This window comes from Streptomyces sp. SID8374, from assembly GCF_009865135.1.
GTDB lineage: Bacteria > Actinomycetota > Actinomycetes > Streptomycetales > Streptomycetaceae > Streptomyces.
Map to the genome: position 1 here is coordinate 220,788 of NZ_WWGH01000001.1, position 16,074 is coordinate 236,861.

13 protein-coding genes are annotated in these 16,074 nt (G+C 72.1%); 7 read left to right on the plus strand and 6 right to left on the minus strand.

What is annotated here, in order from left to right; all coding sequences use genetic code 11:
• The first annotated feature begins 17 nt into the window (after positions 1 to 17).
• The 4 genes from GTY67_RS00970 to GTY67_RS00985 all read left to right on the plus strand — a co-directional run bounded on the left by GTY67_RS00970 (position 18) and on the right by GTY67_RS00985 (position 5,671).
• Positions 18 to 1,199 (plus strand): energy-coupling factor transporter transmembrane component T, encoded by a 1,182-nt coding sequence (locus GTY67_RS00970; protein WP_161279913.1) that lies wholly within the window; start codon positions 18 to 20, stop codon positions 1,197 to 1,199.
• Positions 1,196 to 2,866 carry an ABC transporter ATP-binding protein gene (locus tag GTY67_RS00975; RefSeq protein ID WP_161277440.1) on the plus strand — a complete coding sequence of 557 codons (1,671 nt, stop codon included), beginning with the start codon at positions 1,196 to 1,198 and terminating at the stop codon, positions 2,864 to 2,866. The genes GTY67_RS00970 and GTY67_RS00975 overlap by 4 nt, the downstream gene beginning before the upstream one ends.
• Entirely contained in the window at positions 2,863 to 3,747 is an 885-nt protein-coding gene (locus tag GTY67_RS00980; RefSeq protein WP_161277441.1) for an ECF transporter S component, read from the plus strand. Before GTY67_RS00975 ends, GTY67_RS00980 begins: the two co-directional genes overlap by 4 nt.
• Before the next feature lie 205 nt (positions 3,748 to 3,952).
• A complete protein-coding gene (locus GTY67_RS00985) occupies positions 3,953 to 5,671 on the plus strand; it encodes a hypothetical protein (RefSeq protein ID WP_202461572.1) in 1,719 nt (572 codons plus the stop codon).
• Between the two features lie 10 nt (positions 5,672 to 5,681).
• On the opposite strand, the gene GTY67_RS00990 is transcribed toward GTY67_RS00985, so the two are convergent.
• From GTY67_RS00990 to GTY67_RS01005, 5 genes are all read right to left on the minus strand, one after another.
• The gene (locus GTY67_RS00990) at positions 5,682 to 7,853 is read right to left on the minus strand and encodes an NB-ARC domain-containing protein (RefSeq protein WP_343238630.1); all 2,172 of its coding nucleotides are present in this window, start codon (positions 7,851 to 7,853) and stop codon (positions 5,682 to 5,684) included.
• Complete coding sequence (locus GTY67_RS00995) at positions 7,850 to 8,305, minus strand: hypothetical protein (protein ID WP_093694328.1); 456 nt, start codon at positions 8,303 to 8,305, stop codon at positions 7,850 to 7,852. Before GTY67_RS00995 ends, GTY67_RS00990 begins: the two co-directional genes overlap by 4 nt.
• A gap of 144 nt (positions 8,306 to 8,449) precedes the next feature.
• Positions 8,450 to 8,722 carry a DUF6069 family protein gene (locus tag GTY67_RS34755; RefSeq protein ID WP_343238737.1) on the minus strand — a complete coding sequence of 91 codons (273 nt, stop codon included), beginning with the start codon at positions 8,720 to 8,722 and terminating at the stop codon, positions 8,450 to 8,452.
• Positions 8,719 to 8,862 (minus strand): hypothetical protein, encoded by a 144-nt coding sequence (locus GTY67_RS34760; protein ID WP_237502534.1) that lies wholly within the window; start codon positions 8,860 to 8,862, stop codon positions 8,719 to 8,721. The genes GTY67_RS34755 and GTY67_RS34760 overlap by 4 nt, the downstream gene beginning before the upstream one ends.
• On the minus strand, positions 8,859 to 9,422 hold the full coding sequence (locus GTY67_RS01005) for a TetR/AcrR family transcriptional regulator (RefSeq protein ID WP_161279915.1): 564 nt from the start codon (positions 9,420 to 9,422) through the stop codon (positions 8,859 to 8,861). The genes GTY67_RS34760 and GTY67_RS01005 overlap by 4 nt, the downstream gene beginning before the upstream one ends.
• A 250-nt stretch (positions 9,423 to 9,672) precedes the next feature.
• On the opposite strand from GTY67_RS01005, the gene GTY67_RS01010 reads away from it, so the two are divergent.
• On the plus strand, positions 9,673 to 10,638 hold the full coding sequence (locus GTY67_RS01010) for a DUF3048 domain-containing protein (protein WP_161277443.1): 966 nt from the start codon (positions 9,673 to 9,675) through the stop codon (positions 10,636 to 10,638).
• Positions 10,639 to 10,842: 204 nt separating this feature from the next.
• The gene (locus tag GTY67_RS01015) at positions 10,843 to 11,610 is read left to right on the plus strand and encodes a dienelactone hydrolase family protein (protein WP_161277444.1); all 768 of its coding nucleotides are present in this window, start codon (positions 10,843 to 10,845) and stop codon (positions 11,608 to 11,610) included.
• Positions 11,611 to 11,678: 68 nt separating this feature from the next.
• Here the strand turns inward: GTY67_RS01015 and GTY67_RS01020 are convergent, their stop codons facing one another.
• Complete coding sequence (locus tag GTY67_RS01020; RefSeq protein ID WP_161277445.1) at positions 11,679 to 13,412, minus strand: discoidin domain-containing protein; 1,734 nt, start codon at positions 13,410 to 13,412, stop codon at positions 11,679 to 11,681.
• Between the two features lie 354 nt (positions 13,413 to 13,766).
• Here GTY67_RS01020 and GTY67_RS01025 point away from each other — a divergent pair, with 354 nt between their 5' ends.
• Positions 13,767 to 15,956 (plus strand): discoidin domain-containing protein, encoded by a 2,190-nt coding sequence (locus tag GTY67_RS01025; protein ID WP_161277446.1) that lies wholly within the window; start codon positions 13,767 to 13,769, stop codon positions 15,954 to 15,956.
• The last annotated feature ends 118 nt before the right edge of the window (positions 15,957 to 16,074 follow it).

Below are 16,074 nucleotides of genomic sequence, written 5' to 3' on the forward strand. Positions count from 1 at the left end.
GCGTGCCGCGTACCCCGGTGAAAGCCGGCCCGGCCGGGAGAGCGGGCACGCCGGTGTACGTCCCCGGGCCGGACACCGGCGGCAGGCGGCTCCCGCGCACCCTGCATCCGCTCGCCTGGTGGATCTGGGCGCTCGCTCTCGCCACCGCCGTGAGCAGGACCAACAACCCGCTGCTGCTCTTCCTGGTGCTGGCGGTGCTCGGTTACGTCATCACGATGCGCCGCACCGAGGCCCCCTGGGCGCGCGGCTTCAAGTACTACCTCTATCTGGCGCTGACGGTCGTCGCGATCAGGGTGGTCTTCCGGGCGGTCTTCGCCACCGGGATGCGGCCGACCGACCACCACCTCTTCTCACTCCCGCACATTCCGACGCCGGACTGGTATGCAGGCATCCAACTCGGGGGCCCCGTCTCCCTGGAGGCGCTGCTGTCGGCCGCCACGGACGGGCTGCGGCTCGCCTGCATGCTGTGCTGCATCGGCGCGGCGAACACCCTTGCCAACCCGAAGCGGGCACTGCGCGTACTGCCGGGCGCACTGTACGAACTCGGCGTCGCCGTAACGGTTTCCATCAGCGTGGCCCCACAACTGGTCCAGAGCGTCCAGCGGGTGGCCCGCGCCCGTCGTCTGCGGGCCGGCCGTAACAAGGGGCTCAAGGCTCTGCGGGGCATCGTCGTGCCCGTGCTGGAGGACGCGTTGGAGCGGTCGCTGCGGCTGGCCGCCGCGATGGATTCGCGCGGTTATGGGCGGGCCGGTTCGGCGACGCGTGGCTCGCGCCGTCTGACGGGGGCGTTGATGCTCCTGGGCATGTGCGGCCTCTGCGCAGGGGCGTACGGGCTCCTCGACCCGACCGCGCCGAAGCTGCTCGGGCTGCCCGCGCTGGCGGCCGGTTCGGTGCTCTGCCTGGCGGGGCTGCGGCTCGGCGGGCGCCGGGTCACGCGGACGACGTACCGGCCGGATCCATGGCGGTTCGCGGAGTGGGCGGTGGCCTGCTGCGGGGTGCTGTCGGCGGTGCTGTTGCTCGTCAACGTGGGTTACGACCCGGCCGAGTTGAACCCGTCCATCTACCCGCTCAGCTGGCCGACGCTGCCGCTCGTCCCTGCCGCCGCCATCCTGCTCGCCGGGGCGGCCGGGTTCCTGGCCCCGCCGCCGAGCAGGCCGCTCCCGTACGTCTCCGCACCGCGCACCGAGGACACCGCATGATCACCTTCGACCAGGTCACCGTCGAGTACGACGGGGCCGCCGAGCCGGTCCTGCGGGAGGTGAACCTGGAGGTCGAGGAGGGCGAGCTCTGCCTCGTGGTGGGCCATACGGGCGTCGGCAAGTCGACACTGCTGGGCGCGGTCAACGGGCTCGTGCCGCACTTCACCGGCGGCACGCTGTACGGCACGGTCACCGTCGACGGCCGCTCCACCGCCGACCATCCGCCCCGCGAACTGGCCGATGTGGTGGGCGTGGTCGGCCAGGACCCGCTGGACGGTTTCGTCACGGACACGGTCGAGGAGGAACTCGCCTATGCGATGGAGCAGCTGGCGATCTCCCCGGCGGTGATGCGCAAGCGAGTGGAGGAGACCCTCGATCTGCTCGGGCTCGCCGATCTGCGCCACCGGGCGCTGTACGAGCTCTCCGGCGGGCAGCAGCAGCGGGTGGCCATCGGCTCCGTGCTCACCGCGCACCCCCGCGTCCTGGTGCTGGACGAGCCGACGTCCGCCCTGGACCCGACGGCGGCGGAGGAGGTCCTGGCGGCGGTGACCCGCCTGGTCCACGACCTGGGGGTGACGGTGCTGCTGGCCGAGCACCGCTTGGAGCGGGTGGTGCAGTACGCGGACCGGGTCATCCACCTCCCGGGCGACGGGCGCGTGGTCTCGGGCGCACCGGCCGACATCTTCACCACGTCATCGATCGCGCCGCCCATCGTGGAGCTGGGCCGCGCCGCGCACTGGTCGCCGCTCCCGCTCTCGGTCCGCGACGCCCGCCGGGCCGCCGCCCCGCTGCGCACCGCCCTGGCGGCCACCCCGCCCCCGCCGGTCCGCCCGGTGCCGGAGGAGCTGGGCCCGGCCCTGCTCACGGCGCGCGGGGTCACGGTGGCGTACCGGGGCGTGGCGGCGGTCCGCGAGGTGGACCTCGATCTGCGGGGCGGCGAGATCACCGCGCTGATGGGCCGCAACGGCTCCGGCAAGTCGTCGCTCCTGTGGGCGCTCCAGGGCTCGGGGCCGCGCAAGTCCGGTACGGTACGCGTCGATCGGGGGCCCGGGGAGGGCGCCCGCACCCCGGCGAAGGGCAGCGACCCCAAGAGCCTCTCCGCCGCCGAGGCGAGAGCGCTCGTCGGTCTCGTCCCGCAGACCCCGACCGACCTCCTCTACCTGGAGAGCGTCAAGCAGGAACTGGACCAGGCGGACACCGAGTCGGCGGTACGTGAGGGCCATGGCCTCTCCGCCCGCACGATCCTGGACCGGCTGGCGCCCGGCATCGACGGCGCCACGCACCCGCGCGACCTCTCCGAGGGCCAGAAGCTGGCGCTGGTCCTCGCCATCCAGCTGACGGCGGCGCCCCGGGTGCTGCTGCTGGACGAACCCACCCGGGGACTGGACTACCGGGCGAAGACCCAGCTCATCGCGATGGTCGACGAACTGGCCGCCGAGGGAAGGTCGGTGGTGATCTCGACCCATGACGTCGAGTTCGCGGCCCGTGCGGCGGACCGGGTGGTCGTGATGGCCGAGGGGGACATCGTCGCGGACGGCCCGACCACGGAAGTGATCGTCGCCTCCCCCGTCTTCGCCCCGCAGGTGGCGAAGATCCTTGCGCCGCTCCCGTACCTGACGGTAGATCAGGTGATCGGCTCCCTCCCGGCCGAGGAGGCGGGAGCGTGAAAGAACTCCCCGGACTCGACGGGCGCTCGGCCGGCGCCATCCGCATCGGCCCACGCGCCGGAATCGTCATCGCCCTGGCCGCCTTCCTCGGCCTGGTCGCCTTCTTCTGGCCGTTCCTCGTCGCACCGGGCCGCCTGGGGGCCAACTACGCCCCGCCGCTGATCTTCGGCGTCCTGCTGGTCCTCGTCCTGTGCGTGGTGATCTCCGAGATCGCCGAGGGCGGCATCAACTCCAAGGCCCTGGCGATGCTCGGGGTGCTCTCCGCCGTCAACGCGGCGCTGCGGCCGCTGGGTGCGGGCACGGCGGGGATCGAGACGGTGTTCTTCGTGCTGGTCCTGGCGGGCCGCGTCTACGGTCCCGGCTTCGGCTTCACGCTGGGCTGCACCTCGCTCTTCGCGTCCGCGCTGATCACCGGCGGGGTCGGCCCGTGGATGCCGTACCAGATGTTCGGCTGCGCGTTCGTCGGCATGCTCGCGGGCCTGCTGCCCCGCGCCACGGGCCGCCGCGAGGTGGTGATGCTCGCGGTCTACGGTTCGCTCTCCGGCTATCTCTTCGGCTTCCTGCTGAACCTGTCCTTCTGGCCGTTCTCGGTGGACCCGAACAGCTCCATCGCCTATCTGCCGGGGCTCCCCTTCACCGAGCAGTGGCAGCGGTACCTCGCCTTCGACCTGGCGACGTCGCTCGGCTGGGACACCGGACGGGCTGTCACGAACTTCATCTGCATCATGCTGGCCGGCCCCGCCGTACTCACCACGTTCCGCCGGGCGGCCCGGAAGGCACGTTTCCGGGCTCCGGTGCGGTTCGTGGGCCCGAAGTCCGGGGAACGCCCGGCCGTTCCGCCGTCGGCACGCCTGACCAGTGACGATGAACGTACAATATGACCGCTACTTTTCCGTCCGACCCCGAAACGGTTGCAGCGCAACTTGAGATGCGATAAGCCGACAATAGCCGCGAGCCGCGAGCCGCGAGCCGCGAGCCGCGAGCCGCGAGCCGCGAGCCGCGAGCCGCGAGCCGCGAGCCGCGAGCCGCGAGCCGCGAGCCGCGAGCCGCGTATGGGCGGTGTGCCCGTAGCCTTTCGGGGTGGCCATGCACGCTAGCCAGCCTCTCCGCGTCCCCGTCGGGACCGACGCCGGGCGGTGGAGCACCCTTCGCGGTGAGAAGACCCTGGTCGTAGCGGCCCGTACGGTGACCTCGACCGTCCGGGTCCTCGAATGCCTGCCCGCCCTCCTCCGCGGGGACGGCCGGGTCACCGTCGTGTTCGCCCATGACCCCACCTCCGCCTTCAACGACGGCGTGCTGGACCTGCTGCACGACGCGGGCTGCCGGGTCATCCCCTGGGAGCAGATGGGCCACGCCGAGCCCGATCTGATCCTCACCGCCAGCGAGAACATCGACGTACCGGACGGCCACTGCCCCGTACTCGTGCTGCCCCACGGCATCGGCTTCCAGAAGCAGGTGCCGGACTCCCGCGCCCCCGGCGTCCGGCTGTCGGGGGTCGTGCCGGACAGCCTGCTGGAGTCCGGCCGGGCCTGGCTGGCCATCTCGCACCCGGGACAGGAGGATCAGCTGCTCTCCTCGCACCCCAAGGCGGCCGGGCGCACGCTGCTGGTGGGCGACCCGTGCTACGACGAACTGCTGGGCAGTGCGGACCGGGCGGGCTCCTACCGCCGCGCGCTCGGCGTGCCCGACGGGCACCGGCTGGTGGTGCTCAGCTCCACCTGGGGGCCGACGTCGCTGTTCGGGCAGTACCCAGGGCTTGCGGCCCGTGTGCTCGCCGCGCTGCCGTACGACGAGTTCCGGGTGGCGGCGATCGTGCATCCCAATGTCTGGTCGGCGCACGGTTCCTGGCAGATCCGCAATCTCCTGGCGCCCGCCCTGGACGCGGGGCTGATGCTCGTTCCCCATATCCACGCGTGGCGATCGGCGCTGGTCGCGGCGGACGTGGTCGTGGGCGACCACGGGTCGGTGACCCTGTACGGTGCGGCGCTCGGCAAGCCGGTTCTGCTGGGGGCCTACGGGAGCGAGGCCGTCCCCGGTACGGCGGTGGCCGCGCTAGGCCGGGTAGCTCCCCGCCTCGACCCGCACGGTGACGTACGGGAGCAGATCTCGTCGGCCCTCGCGACGCAGCGGCCGGAGCACTTCACCACCGTCGCCGAGGGTGCCTTCGACCAGCCGGGCCGGGCGCTCCCCCGACTGCGTACGGCGCTGTACGACCTGCTCGGCCTGGCCGAACCGGCACCCGCTCCCCCGCAGGAGCGGTTTCTGACCGAGCCCGAGGAGACGGGCACACGGGTCACCTCCTGGCAGGTCATCACCACCGGTTCGACGGGCGGTGGTCCGGACGCCGTGACCGTACGCAGACGTCCTGCGGCGGTTCCGTGGGACGACGCCGACGAGGACCCGGCCACCGGGCGCTACCGCCATCTCGCCTGTGACGAGCGGGAGCCCGACCGGCGGGTGGTGGAGAACGCCTCGGTGCTGCTGTGCGGCGCCCCCGCGCCTTCCGCCGCTGCGGGGCTCGGGTGGATCGGCGAGACCCTGGACCGCCTTCCGGGCTGTCGGCTCGCGGCGACCTCGCTGGCAGGAGGCGGCTTTCTCGTGGGGCTGCGGAACGGCCGGATCGTGGAGGCATCCGTGACCGGGCCGCCGATGGACCCCGGGCTGCCGGCCGCGGCCGTCTACACACTGCTGCGCGCGGCAGCCCCGCTGGACGACGTGCTGATCGCCCTGCGGGTAGGGGCACGTGAGGAGGACGTGGCGCTTCGGCTCCGTACGTCGCCGTCGCCCGGCTCCGCACTCCGCTGAGGCGCCCCGCTCACCCCGCCGCGTCGCCTCCGGCAAGCCGCTGCCGCAGCTCCTGTACGCGCGGGCTGCCCCCGGCCTCGTAGACCTCCAGGGCACGTTCCAGGTGGGTGCGCACCTCCTGGGGGTCGCCCTGCGAGCGTGTCTGGATGTCGGCCAGCGCGACGAGCGCGTGGGCCTCGTAGTGGGTCGCCTCCTGGTCGCGGAGGGCCGCCGCCCCTTCCCGCAGGGCTCGAACCGCCTCGTCCGTCTCGCCGAGGTGGTCGTGGGCGATGCCGATGGCCACCCGGACACGGGCCGCCATCCGCAGGTCCTTGCGGGCGAGGAGCCGGTCGTGGGCTCCGCGCAGGGTGTCCAGGGCCTCGCGGGGGTCACCGGCCGCGTCCTGGGCGCAGCCGAGGAAGTAGGCCGCTATGGCGGCGCCCCGGCCCTCGTTCGCGGCGGTGTTGAGGTCCAGGGCGCTGCGGTAGGCCTCCATGGCCCGGACCGGGTCGTTGCGGTCCCAGTACCGTCCCGAGAACTCCTGCACGGAGGCGCGGACGACCAGGTCGCCGGAGACCTCGGCGCAGGCCTGGGCGGTGTCCAGCTCGCGCCGGGCGGCGTCGTACTCACCGAGGTCCATCAGCGGGCGCGACAGGAGACTGCGCAGCCTGGCCTCGGCCGCGGGCACCAGGGCCTCGGCCGCGGCGGCCGCCCCGAGTTCGAGCGATTCCCGCCAGTCGCCGAGGTGCCGGTGGTGGAGGAAGAGGACCGTGAACGCCTCCGCCAGCTGCCAGACCTCCGTCTGTAGCGCCTCCTCCCGCGCGGCGGCCCGCAGCACACCGAGGACGTTGCGGTGCTCGGCCTCCAGCCAGTCCACCGGCCGGGGCGCGCCCGGCGCGGCGAAGGGGTCGGGGACCGTGGCGAGCAGCTGGTCGAGGTCGGCGATCCGCAGCCGGTCCAGCCGGATCGCCCGGTCGGCGAGGGCGGTGAGGGCCAGGTAGTGCAGCGTCACCCGTCGCAGAAGGGCGGACCGCTCGGCCGGTCCCTCCTCCTCCGTCGCACGGTCGCCGGCGTGGAGCCGTACGAGGTCGTGGAAGCGGAAGCGGCCGTCCGGCGTCTCCTCCAGCAGGCTGGCACCGGTCAGCGCTTCCAGGGCTTCGGCGGTACGCCCCGGGTCCAGGCCCGCCGCCACCGCGGCGACTCCGGCGTCGAAGGTGGCTCCCGGGTGCCAGCCCATCAGGCGGTAGAGGCGGGCCGGTTCCGGGGGAAGTTCGCGGTAGACGAGGTCGAATGCGGCGGACACGGACCGATCCTTTCCGAGGGACATTCCTGCCAGTCGGCGCGGCTCCGCGGCCAGCTCCTCCGCGAGCGCCTCCAGGGTGAGGCGCGGCCGGGCCGCCAGCCGCCCGGCGACCACGTGCAGCGCCACCGGCAGCCCGTCGCAGAGCTGCACCAGGCGCTCGGCCGATGCCGGGTCGGCGGCGATCTTCTCCGCCCCGCACCGGTCGGCGAGCAGCTCCAGGGCGCTCTCCCGGTCCAGCGGCTCCACGGCCATCAACCGGGCGCCGTCCAGGGTGAGTTCTCCGAGCCCGCTGCCGCCGGCCACCACGAGGAAGCTGCCCTTCCCCTTCGGGATCAGCGCGGCGGCCTGGCCGGGCTGGGAGACGTTGTCCAGGAAGATCAGCAGCCGCCGGTCGGCGGAAAGGCTCCGCAGGAGCCGGACCCGGTCCGTGATCGAGGCCGGAATGTAGGCCTCGTCGACGCCGAGGGATCTCAGGCAGCACCGGACCGCCTCGGAGATATCGGCTCCCGCCGTCTCTCCCCGCAGGCTCGCGAAGTCCACGTAGATCTGTCCGCCCGGGAACCGCTCGCGCCCCTGTTCCGCCCAGCGGGTCACCAGCGCGGTCTTGCCCACGCCGGGCGGGCCGTGCAGCACGGCGAACCCGACACCGGCGCTGTGCTCTTCGGGCGTCAGCCAGCCGTCGAGGGCGGCGAGGCTCTCCCTCCGGTTGATGAACGGCACCATCAGTGGCGGGATCTCGTCGGGTGTGACCCGTACGCCGGTCGGGGGCGCCTGCTGGACGGTGTACGTGATGCCGCCGTGGATCGTGGCGGCCTGTACGACCGGGCCGTGGACGGTGCCGGAGAGGTCGTTCTGCGCGGCGATGTGCCTGGAGCCGTGGCCCGGGCCCGGGGTGCTCACGCGGTGCCCGGTTCCGGCCGGGGCGCTGCCGTACCCCCGCCGTTGAAGGTCAGGCCCGAGATGTCGTGCCCCTGGATCACCTGGCCGTAATAGGTGCCCCCGTTGGTGCTGTTGTTGACCGTGACGGTGGGGCCGGGGGCTTGGTGCGGGGCCAGTTCGTCCAGCAGGTCCCTCAGCTCCCCGGCGGCCTCCGGGTTGTCGCGCAGGGCCCTGCGGAGCCTGACCCGCCATGCGGCCGCGATGTCCTCGGCGCTCTCCTCGTCGCCGCTGCGGCGCGCCGCGACCAGCTCCTCGCGGGACTCCTCCAGCTCGGCGTCCACGGCCTCGCTGTCCTCGCCCCGTGCCAGGAACCGGGCCAGCCGCCCGCGCACCTGCGACCAGGCCTCGGTCGCCATCAGCCCCACGAACGTCGTCGCACCCGATGCCGCCAGTGCCGCCAACTCGGCTTCCATCGGCCCCCCTCTGTCTCACCTGTCACCGTACGGGCACGTAACCCGCCACTGGTGCAACCGTAGAGAGCGAACGGTCCCATCGGAAGCGGAATCGAGGGCGCGGCGCGGTGCAGTTCCAGCCATGTCGGCCGAGGCCGGGCCGCGTCACGGCGCGCGGTGCCGCACAGCGGTGTTGCGGCCGGGCAGGCCGGTCATGAGCGCCGCCGCCACCGCCAGATGCATCAGGGCGAGGGAGGTACGCGTCCCGGTGGTCATCCCGGATCCGGTCAGCGGAAGGAACGACAGCAGGAGGACGGCGCAGGCGGCCACGGTCCAGATGAGGCCCGGCCGCCGGGTGAACCGTTCGAGGGCCGCCAGCAGCGCCCGGCCGAGCAGCGAGATCAGCAGGGCGAGCGCCGCGACCGGTGACAGGCCTATTCCAGGGTCTCCCCCGCCTCCGGGTCGGTGCTCCGCAGCCGGTGGCCGAGGAGCGGTTCGGTGACGAGCCAGATGAGCCCGGGGGCCAGGACGGCGACGAGGACCGTGGCGTCGCGGCGGCGCCGGTAGGGGGCTGTCATCGGTCGGCCTCCTCGGCGTGGACGAGCGCCCCGTTGAGGAAGACGTCCGCCAACTGCTGGGCGGTGAGGCGGGATTCGTCGTCGGGGCGCGGGCGGGTGAACAGCAGCCCGATGAAGAGGGCGGCGATCCGGTCGGCCGGGAGGCGCAGGCTCGCCTTGTCGGGTTCCAGCAGGTCGGCGACCGCGCTGCGGATGGCCGCCATCGACTCCTCGCGCCCCATGCCCCGGCGCTGTTCATCCGTCGGGGTGTCGCGGCGGCGGTGGCCGGAGGCGTGCAGCGATCCGGCGATGGCGCCCATCCGGTCCAGGTGGGCTTCCAGGGCATCGGCGGCCTCGGCCAGCCGGTCCGGCAGCGGGAGGTCGGAGGGGATCGACATCAGTTCGCGTACGGCGTGGTCGTGGCGCATCGCTTCGGCCGTGCAGGCGTCCAGCAGCTCCTCCTTGCCGGTGAAGACGCGGAAGATCGTCGCCTCGCCGATCCCGGCGGCGCGCGCGATCTTGCTGGTGGTGACGGCGGCGCCGTACTCGGCGATCAGCGGAATCGCCGCCTTCACGATCATTTCCCTGCGCTGCTCGGGGTTCATCCCCGCGGCACGACGGCGGGTCACCGGTTTCTCTGTCATACCGCCGGACTTTACGGAGTGAGCACTCACTCCATCGACGGGCCCGCCCTTCCCGGGCCCCCTTCCGACCGCTCCGATGTCCGACGCAACCGCGAACCGGCCGGACGCGTGATGATGGGGGAAGAGGCAACGACACGGCAGCGCTCCGCCGGGACGGCCGGCCGGTGCCCCGGAAAGGGCGGTCGCCATGTCCACAGCCCGGTCGAACGCATCAGCCCGATCGAGGACACCGGCCGCCGCGCTGCTCACCGCGCTCCTCCTTGTCCTTTTCGCCGCCGGGTGCACGGGCGGGGACGGTTCGGGGTCCGAGAGCCGGAGCAGCAGCCCGCCGGGGACGGACGCGAAAGTGCTCGCGGTGAAGATCGACAATGTGGCACCGGCCCGGCCGCAGACCGGGCTGGAGCGGGCCGACATCGTCTATGTGGAGCAGGTGGAGGCCGGGCTGAGCCGTCTCCTCGCGGTCTACTCCTCCGACGTTCCGCCGGTCATCGGCCCGGTCCGCAGCGCCCGGGAGACCGATCTGGAGCTGCTGCGCCAGTTCGACCGGCCGGTGCTCGCCTTCTCGGGCGCCCAGAGCAGGCTCCTGCCCGCCATCGACCGGGCGCCCCTGGACGCCGTACCGCCGCCGGCCGCGCCCCGGGCGTACTTCCGGGGTGCCGAGCGGCCTGCCCCGCACAATCTCTATCTGCGGCCGGAGAGGATCCCGTACAGCGCTTCCGGGACCGATGCTGTCGAGACGCTGGGGCTGAGGTTCGGCCCCGCGCCGACGGGCGGAAGGGCCGAGGAGAGCCGTACGGTCCGCTTCCCGTCCGCGCGCACCACCTTCACCTGGTCCGCCGAGCGCGAGCGGTGGCTGGTCTCCATGGACGGCTCCCCCGCCCGTACGAGCGAGGGCGGGCCGCTCGGGGCCGCCACGGTGATCGTGCAGGACGTGACCGTACGCCCGTCGGCCTTCGGTGACCGGTCCGGGAACAACACCCCGTTCACGGAGACCGTGGGCTCGGGCACCGCCCAGGTTCTGCGCGACGGCAAGGCGTACGAGGCCCGGTGGGCGCGGACCTCGGCGGACGCGGACACGCGGTTCACCACGCCGGACGGCGAGCGGATCGATCTGGCCGAGGGGCCTCTCTGGATCGTGTACGCGGCCCGCTGAGGCCCCTGGGTGCGGCCCGGGCCACCCGTGCACGCGGATATGCGGGGCCGGTCCTTCTCGGGGAGGTCGACCTGGAGGATCCTTCACCAGAGAGGGTCGGTGTACCCCCGAATCCTGCCGTGCATTTCAGGAGGTGGCCGCGCCGCTCTGCCAGCGGCAGAACACCGGCCGGACCGGACTCGACGATCACTACAGTCCCGTCCCATGACGACGATCACGACGCGTACGGTCGCGTATCCGGCCGACGGTTTGACGATGGCCGGGCACCTCGCGCTCCCGGCCGGGGCCGGCCGTCGGCCCGCTGTGCTGCTCGGACCGGAAGGCGTGGGGCTCAGCGACGTCGAACGCCGCCGGGCCGACGCTCTCGCCGAGCTGGGCTATGTGGCGCTGGCCTTCGACCTTCACGGCGGGCGCTATCTGGGCGACCCCGAGGAGATGCTGGCCCGTTGCCTGCCGCTGCTCGCCGACCCCGACCGGATGCGGGGCATCGGCCATGCGGCACTCGATGTGTTGCGCACCGAACCACGGACCGACCCCGACCGGATCGCCGCCGTCGGCTACGGCACCGGGGGTGCCGTCGGGCTGGAGCTCGGCCGCGACGGCGTCAGCCTGCGCGCGATCGGGACGGTCAACGCGACCACCACGGGCCGGCCGGGCGAGGCGGCGCGCATCCGCTGCCCGGTGTGGGCCGGGGTCGGTTCGGAAGACCCGATCATGCCGCCCGCGCGACGGAACGCGTTCACCGCCGAGATGCAGGCCGCGGGCGTCGACTGGCGCCTCACGGTCTACGGCGGCGCCTTGCACGCCTTCCACCACCCGCCGGTCGACCACCCCGTGGTCCCCGGCGTCGGCCACCACCCGCAGCACGCGCAGCGAGCCTGGCGCGATGTCCTCGACCTGCTCGCCGAGTGCCTGCCGGTGACGGAGGACCTGGGGCATGACCCGGGTGAGCAGGCCGGCGCCGGGCGCTGACAGTCCGCTCCCCTCCTGGGTGCGGCCCGGGCCACCGGCTGTGGCCCGGGCCGCGTATCGGCGAACGGCTACTGCCAGACCTTGATGTAGTCGACGCTCAGCTTCTGCGGGAAGCGGGTGGTGGTGTCCGGCGGGCCGGGCCAGTCGCCGCCGACCGCGTTGTTCAGGATCAGGAAGAAGTCGTGGTCGAACACCCACGGTCCGCGGGTGCGCTCCAGCTCCTCCCTGTCGACCCGGAACGACACCTGGCCGTCGACCCGGAAGGTCATGCCCGTGCTGTTCCAGTCCACGGCGAAGGTGTGGAAGTCGTCGGCGTAGTCCGCGCCCCCGGGCAGGGTGTGGGGGCCTCCGTAGCCCGCCGCGCCGTTGTAGGCGGGGGCGTGCAGGGTGGAGTAGGCGGTCTTCGGCTCCTTGCCGACGTGCTCCATGATGTCGATCTCACCGGTGTAGGGCCACGGGCGCCCCTTGTCGAAGTAGTCCGCGCCCAGCATCCAGAAGGCGGGCCAGAGCCCCTGCGTGCCGGAGACCTTGATGCGCGCCTCGACCCGGCCGTAGGTGAACTGGAACTTGCCGTAGGTGTTGAGCCGCGCCGAGGTGTACTGGCAGGTGGTGCTCCCGCTCAGCGGATCGGGCGGGCAGGCCGAGCCCGGGGTGGGCTCGCGGCGGGCCTCCAGGACGAGGTTGCCGTTGCCGTCCTGGGCGGCGTTCTTGTTGTTCGTGTAGAACTCCAGCTCGTTGTTGGGGCCGGTTCCGGTCTCCGGGACCCACTTGGCGGGGTCGGGTGCGGCGCCGGCGGGGCCGTTGAACTCGTCGCTGAAGACCAGCCGGTCGTACGTGGGGTCGGCGGGCAGCGGCGGAGCGGGGATCGGTGCTCCGCCGGTGCCCCAGACCTGGAACTCCCAGAGCGAGTAGCCGTATTGGCCGCTGCGCTGGGTGGCGTACAGACGTACGTGCCGGCCGGTGCCGGTGACGTTCAGGGTCTCCTTGAAACCGGTGCCGGTGGTGGTCTGGTGGATCGTCCGCCAGTCGGTTCCGTTGTCGGAGACCTCGATCCGGTAGGCGCGGGCGTAGGCCGGGTCCCACTGGAGGACCACCTTGTGGATCTCGGCGCGGGCGCCGAGGTCGACGGCGATCCAGCCGGGGTCGGTCCAGCCGCCCTCGGGACTGGTGGCCCAGCGGCTCGCGGGGTCGCGGTCGAAGGCCTTGTCGGGGCCGCACTCCCAGCAGGTGCCGTCATGCTGGGAGGTGGAGGCGGAGCCGGGCTTGCCGTACGAGAGGAGGACGTCGCCGCCGGGTTCGTTGCCGCCGGTGGTCGTGTAGACCTGGAACTCGTGGAGGGAGTAGCCCCAGGGGGTGGCGCGCTCGGTGCCGAGCAGCCGGATGTAGCGGCCGGTCCCCGAGACGGTGAGGGTCTCGACGCCGCCGGTGCCGGTGGTGGTGGAGTGGATCGTCGTCCACTGCTGCCCGTCGGCGGAGAGCTGGATCCGGTAGCCCTTGGCGTACGCGGCCTCCCAGTTGAGCACGACCTGGCCGACCGCTGTGCTCGTACCGAGGTCGATACGGATCCACTGGTCGTCGCTGAACGCGCTGGACCAGCGGGTGCCGGGGTCGCCGTCCACGGCGTTGGCGGCGGTGAAGGGGCCTTCGGTGCTGGAGGCGGTGGCCGGCTTTCCCTGGGAGACGAGGACGGCCGCGGCGGCGGCCCGTTCCGGGGCGAGCGCCACCGAGAGGGTGAACAGGAGGGCCACCGCGGCCATGACAGCCAGGGCGCCTCGAAGCCGTGGTGTTCCACGGGCATTCATGTGAACTCCTTGCTCTGTAGCGGGTTCGGTCCGAGAGAGCGCTCCCCCCGCTGTGGGGAGCGTGGCGGGAGCGGCACCAACCGTCAAGGGGTCGCGGGGCAGTTGGCGCGACCGCCACCAGCGCCCCGCCCGACTTGTCATGTCAGATCTCCACCAACTGCCCTTGTGCTTTCAGGAGATGAAACATCGAACGCACTCGGGGGCCGATCCCAGCGATCCTGTGCACAACTCTTGACGCGGCCGAAACGCGGGAGAATCATTCGGCTACCGAGAGAGCGCTCTCTCCCTTCGGTGGGAGCTTGCGCCCACCCCCCGCCTCCGCCCCCGCACGTATGACACCTCAGGAGATCAGGCATGTCTGTTGCCCTCGTCAGACCCTCGCGGCCCCCGGTGGCCGCACTCCACCGATGGCGCGCGATCGGCTTCGCGCTGGTGACCGCCCTGGTCGCGGCCCTGCTCGGGGTGGCCCAGGCCGCCCCGGCACAGGCCGCGCCCGTCCTGCTCTCCCAGGGCAGCCCGACGACCGCCTCCAGCACCGAGGGCCCCTTCACCGCCGCCAACGCCGTGGACGGCGACCCCGGCACCCGCTGGTCCAGCGCGTTCTCCGACCCGCAGTGGATACGGATCGACCTCGGCTCCCCGGCCGCCCTCAGCCGGGTGGAGCTCGCCTGGGAGGCCGCGTACGCGAAGAGCTACCGCATCGAAGTCTCCACCAACGGCACCACCTGGACGAACGCGTACAGCACCACGGCGGGCCAGGGCGGCAACGAGACGCTCACCGTCTCGGGCGAGGCCCGCTACGTACGCCTGACCGGAACCCAGCGCGCCACCGGATACGGCTACTCCCTCTGGGAGTTCAAGGTCTTCGGTACGCGGGACGGGGGCGGCGGCCCGCAGATTCCCGGCGGCGGTGACCTCGGCCCGAACGTCCATGTCTTCGACCCCTCGACGCCGAACATCCAGGGCAAGGTCGACGAGATCTTCCGGCAGCAGGAGTCCGCGCAGTTCGGCAACGGCCGGCACGCGCTGCTCTTCAAGCCCGGTACGTACAACAACATCAACGCGCAGATCGGGTTCTACACCCAGATCGCCGGTCTCGGCCTCAACCCCAACGCCACCACGTTCAACGGTGATGTGACCGTGGACGCGGGCTGGTTCAACGGGAACGCCACCCAGAACTTCTGGCGTTCGGCGGAGAACCTCACCCTCAACCCGGTCAACGGCACCAACCGCTGGGCCGTCTCCCAGGCCGCGCCCTTCCGCCGGATGCACGTCAAGGGCGGACTCAACCTGGCGCCCGACGGATACGGCTGGGCCAGCGGCGGCTACATCGCGGACAGCAAGATCGACGGCACCGTGGGCCCGTACTCCCAGCAGCAGTGGTACACCCGCGACAGCTCGGTCGGCGGCTGGACCAACGCCGTCTGGAACATGACCTTCTCCGGTGTCCAGGGCGCGCCCGCGACGAGCTACCCGAACCCGCCGTACACCACGCTGGACACCACACCGGTCTCGCGCGAGAAGCCGTTCCTCTACCTCGACGGCAACGAGTACAAGGTGTTCGTCCCGGCGAAGCGCGTCAACGCGCGCGGCGTCTCCTGGGAGGGCGGGAACCAGCAGGGTGAGTCCATCCCGCTGAACCGCTTCTACGTCGTCAAGCAGGGCGCCACCGCGGCGACGATCAACGCGGCGCTCGCCCAGGGACTCAACCTGCTGTTCACGCCCGGTGTTTACCACATCGACCAGACCATCAACGTGAACCGCGCCAACACCGTCGTCCTCGGTCTCGGCCTCGCCACGATCATCCCGGACAACGGGGTGACCGCGATGAAGGTCGCCGATGTCGACGGGGTGAAGCTGGCCGGCTTCCTCATCGACGCCGGCCGGGTCAACTCGCCGACCCTCCTGGAGGTCGGCCCGCCCGGCTCCTCCGCCAACCACTCGGTCAACCCCACCACCCTCCAGGACGTGTTCATCCGCATCGGTGGCGCGGGTCCCGGCAAGGCGACCACCAGCCTGGTCGTCAACAGCAACCACACGATCATCGACCACACCTGGCTCTGGCGCGCCGACCACGGCGAGGGCTGGGGCTGGGAGACCAACCGCGCCGACTACGGCCTCCGCGTCAACGGCGCCGACGTCCTGGCCACCGGACTCTTCGTCGAACACTTCAACAAGTACGACGTGGAGTGGTTCGGCGAGCGCGGCCGGACGATCTTCTTCCAGAACGAGAAGGCGTACGACGCCCCCAACCAGGCGGCCATCCAGAACGGCAGCACCAAGGGGTACGCGGCCTACCGGGTCGACGACTCGGTGAACCAGCACGAGGGCTGGGGGCTGGGCAGCTACTGCTACTACAACGTCGACCCGACGATCATCCAGGAACACGGCTTCAAGGCACCGGTCAAGCCGGGCGTGAAGTTCCACAACCTGCTGGTCGTCTCGCTGGGCGGCAACGGGCAGTACCAGCACGTGATCAACAACATCGGCTCCCCGACCTCGGGAACGTCGACGATCCCTTCGACGGTCGTCAACTTCCCCTGATCCAGCCGGTGTACGGCCGGCGATCCGGTCCGGTGTCCGGCGGCCCGGACCGGCCCACCCAGCCATGACAGCGAGAGCCCTCCGGTGGACGGAACCGTCCACCGGAGGGCTCTAGCGC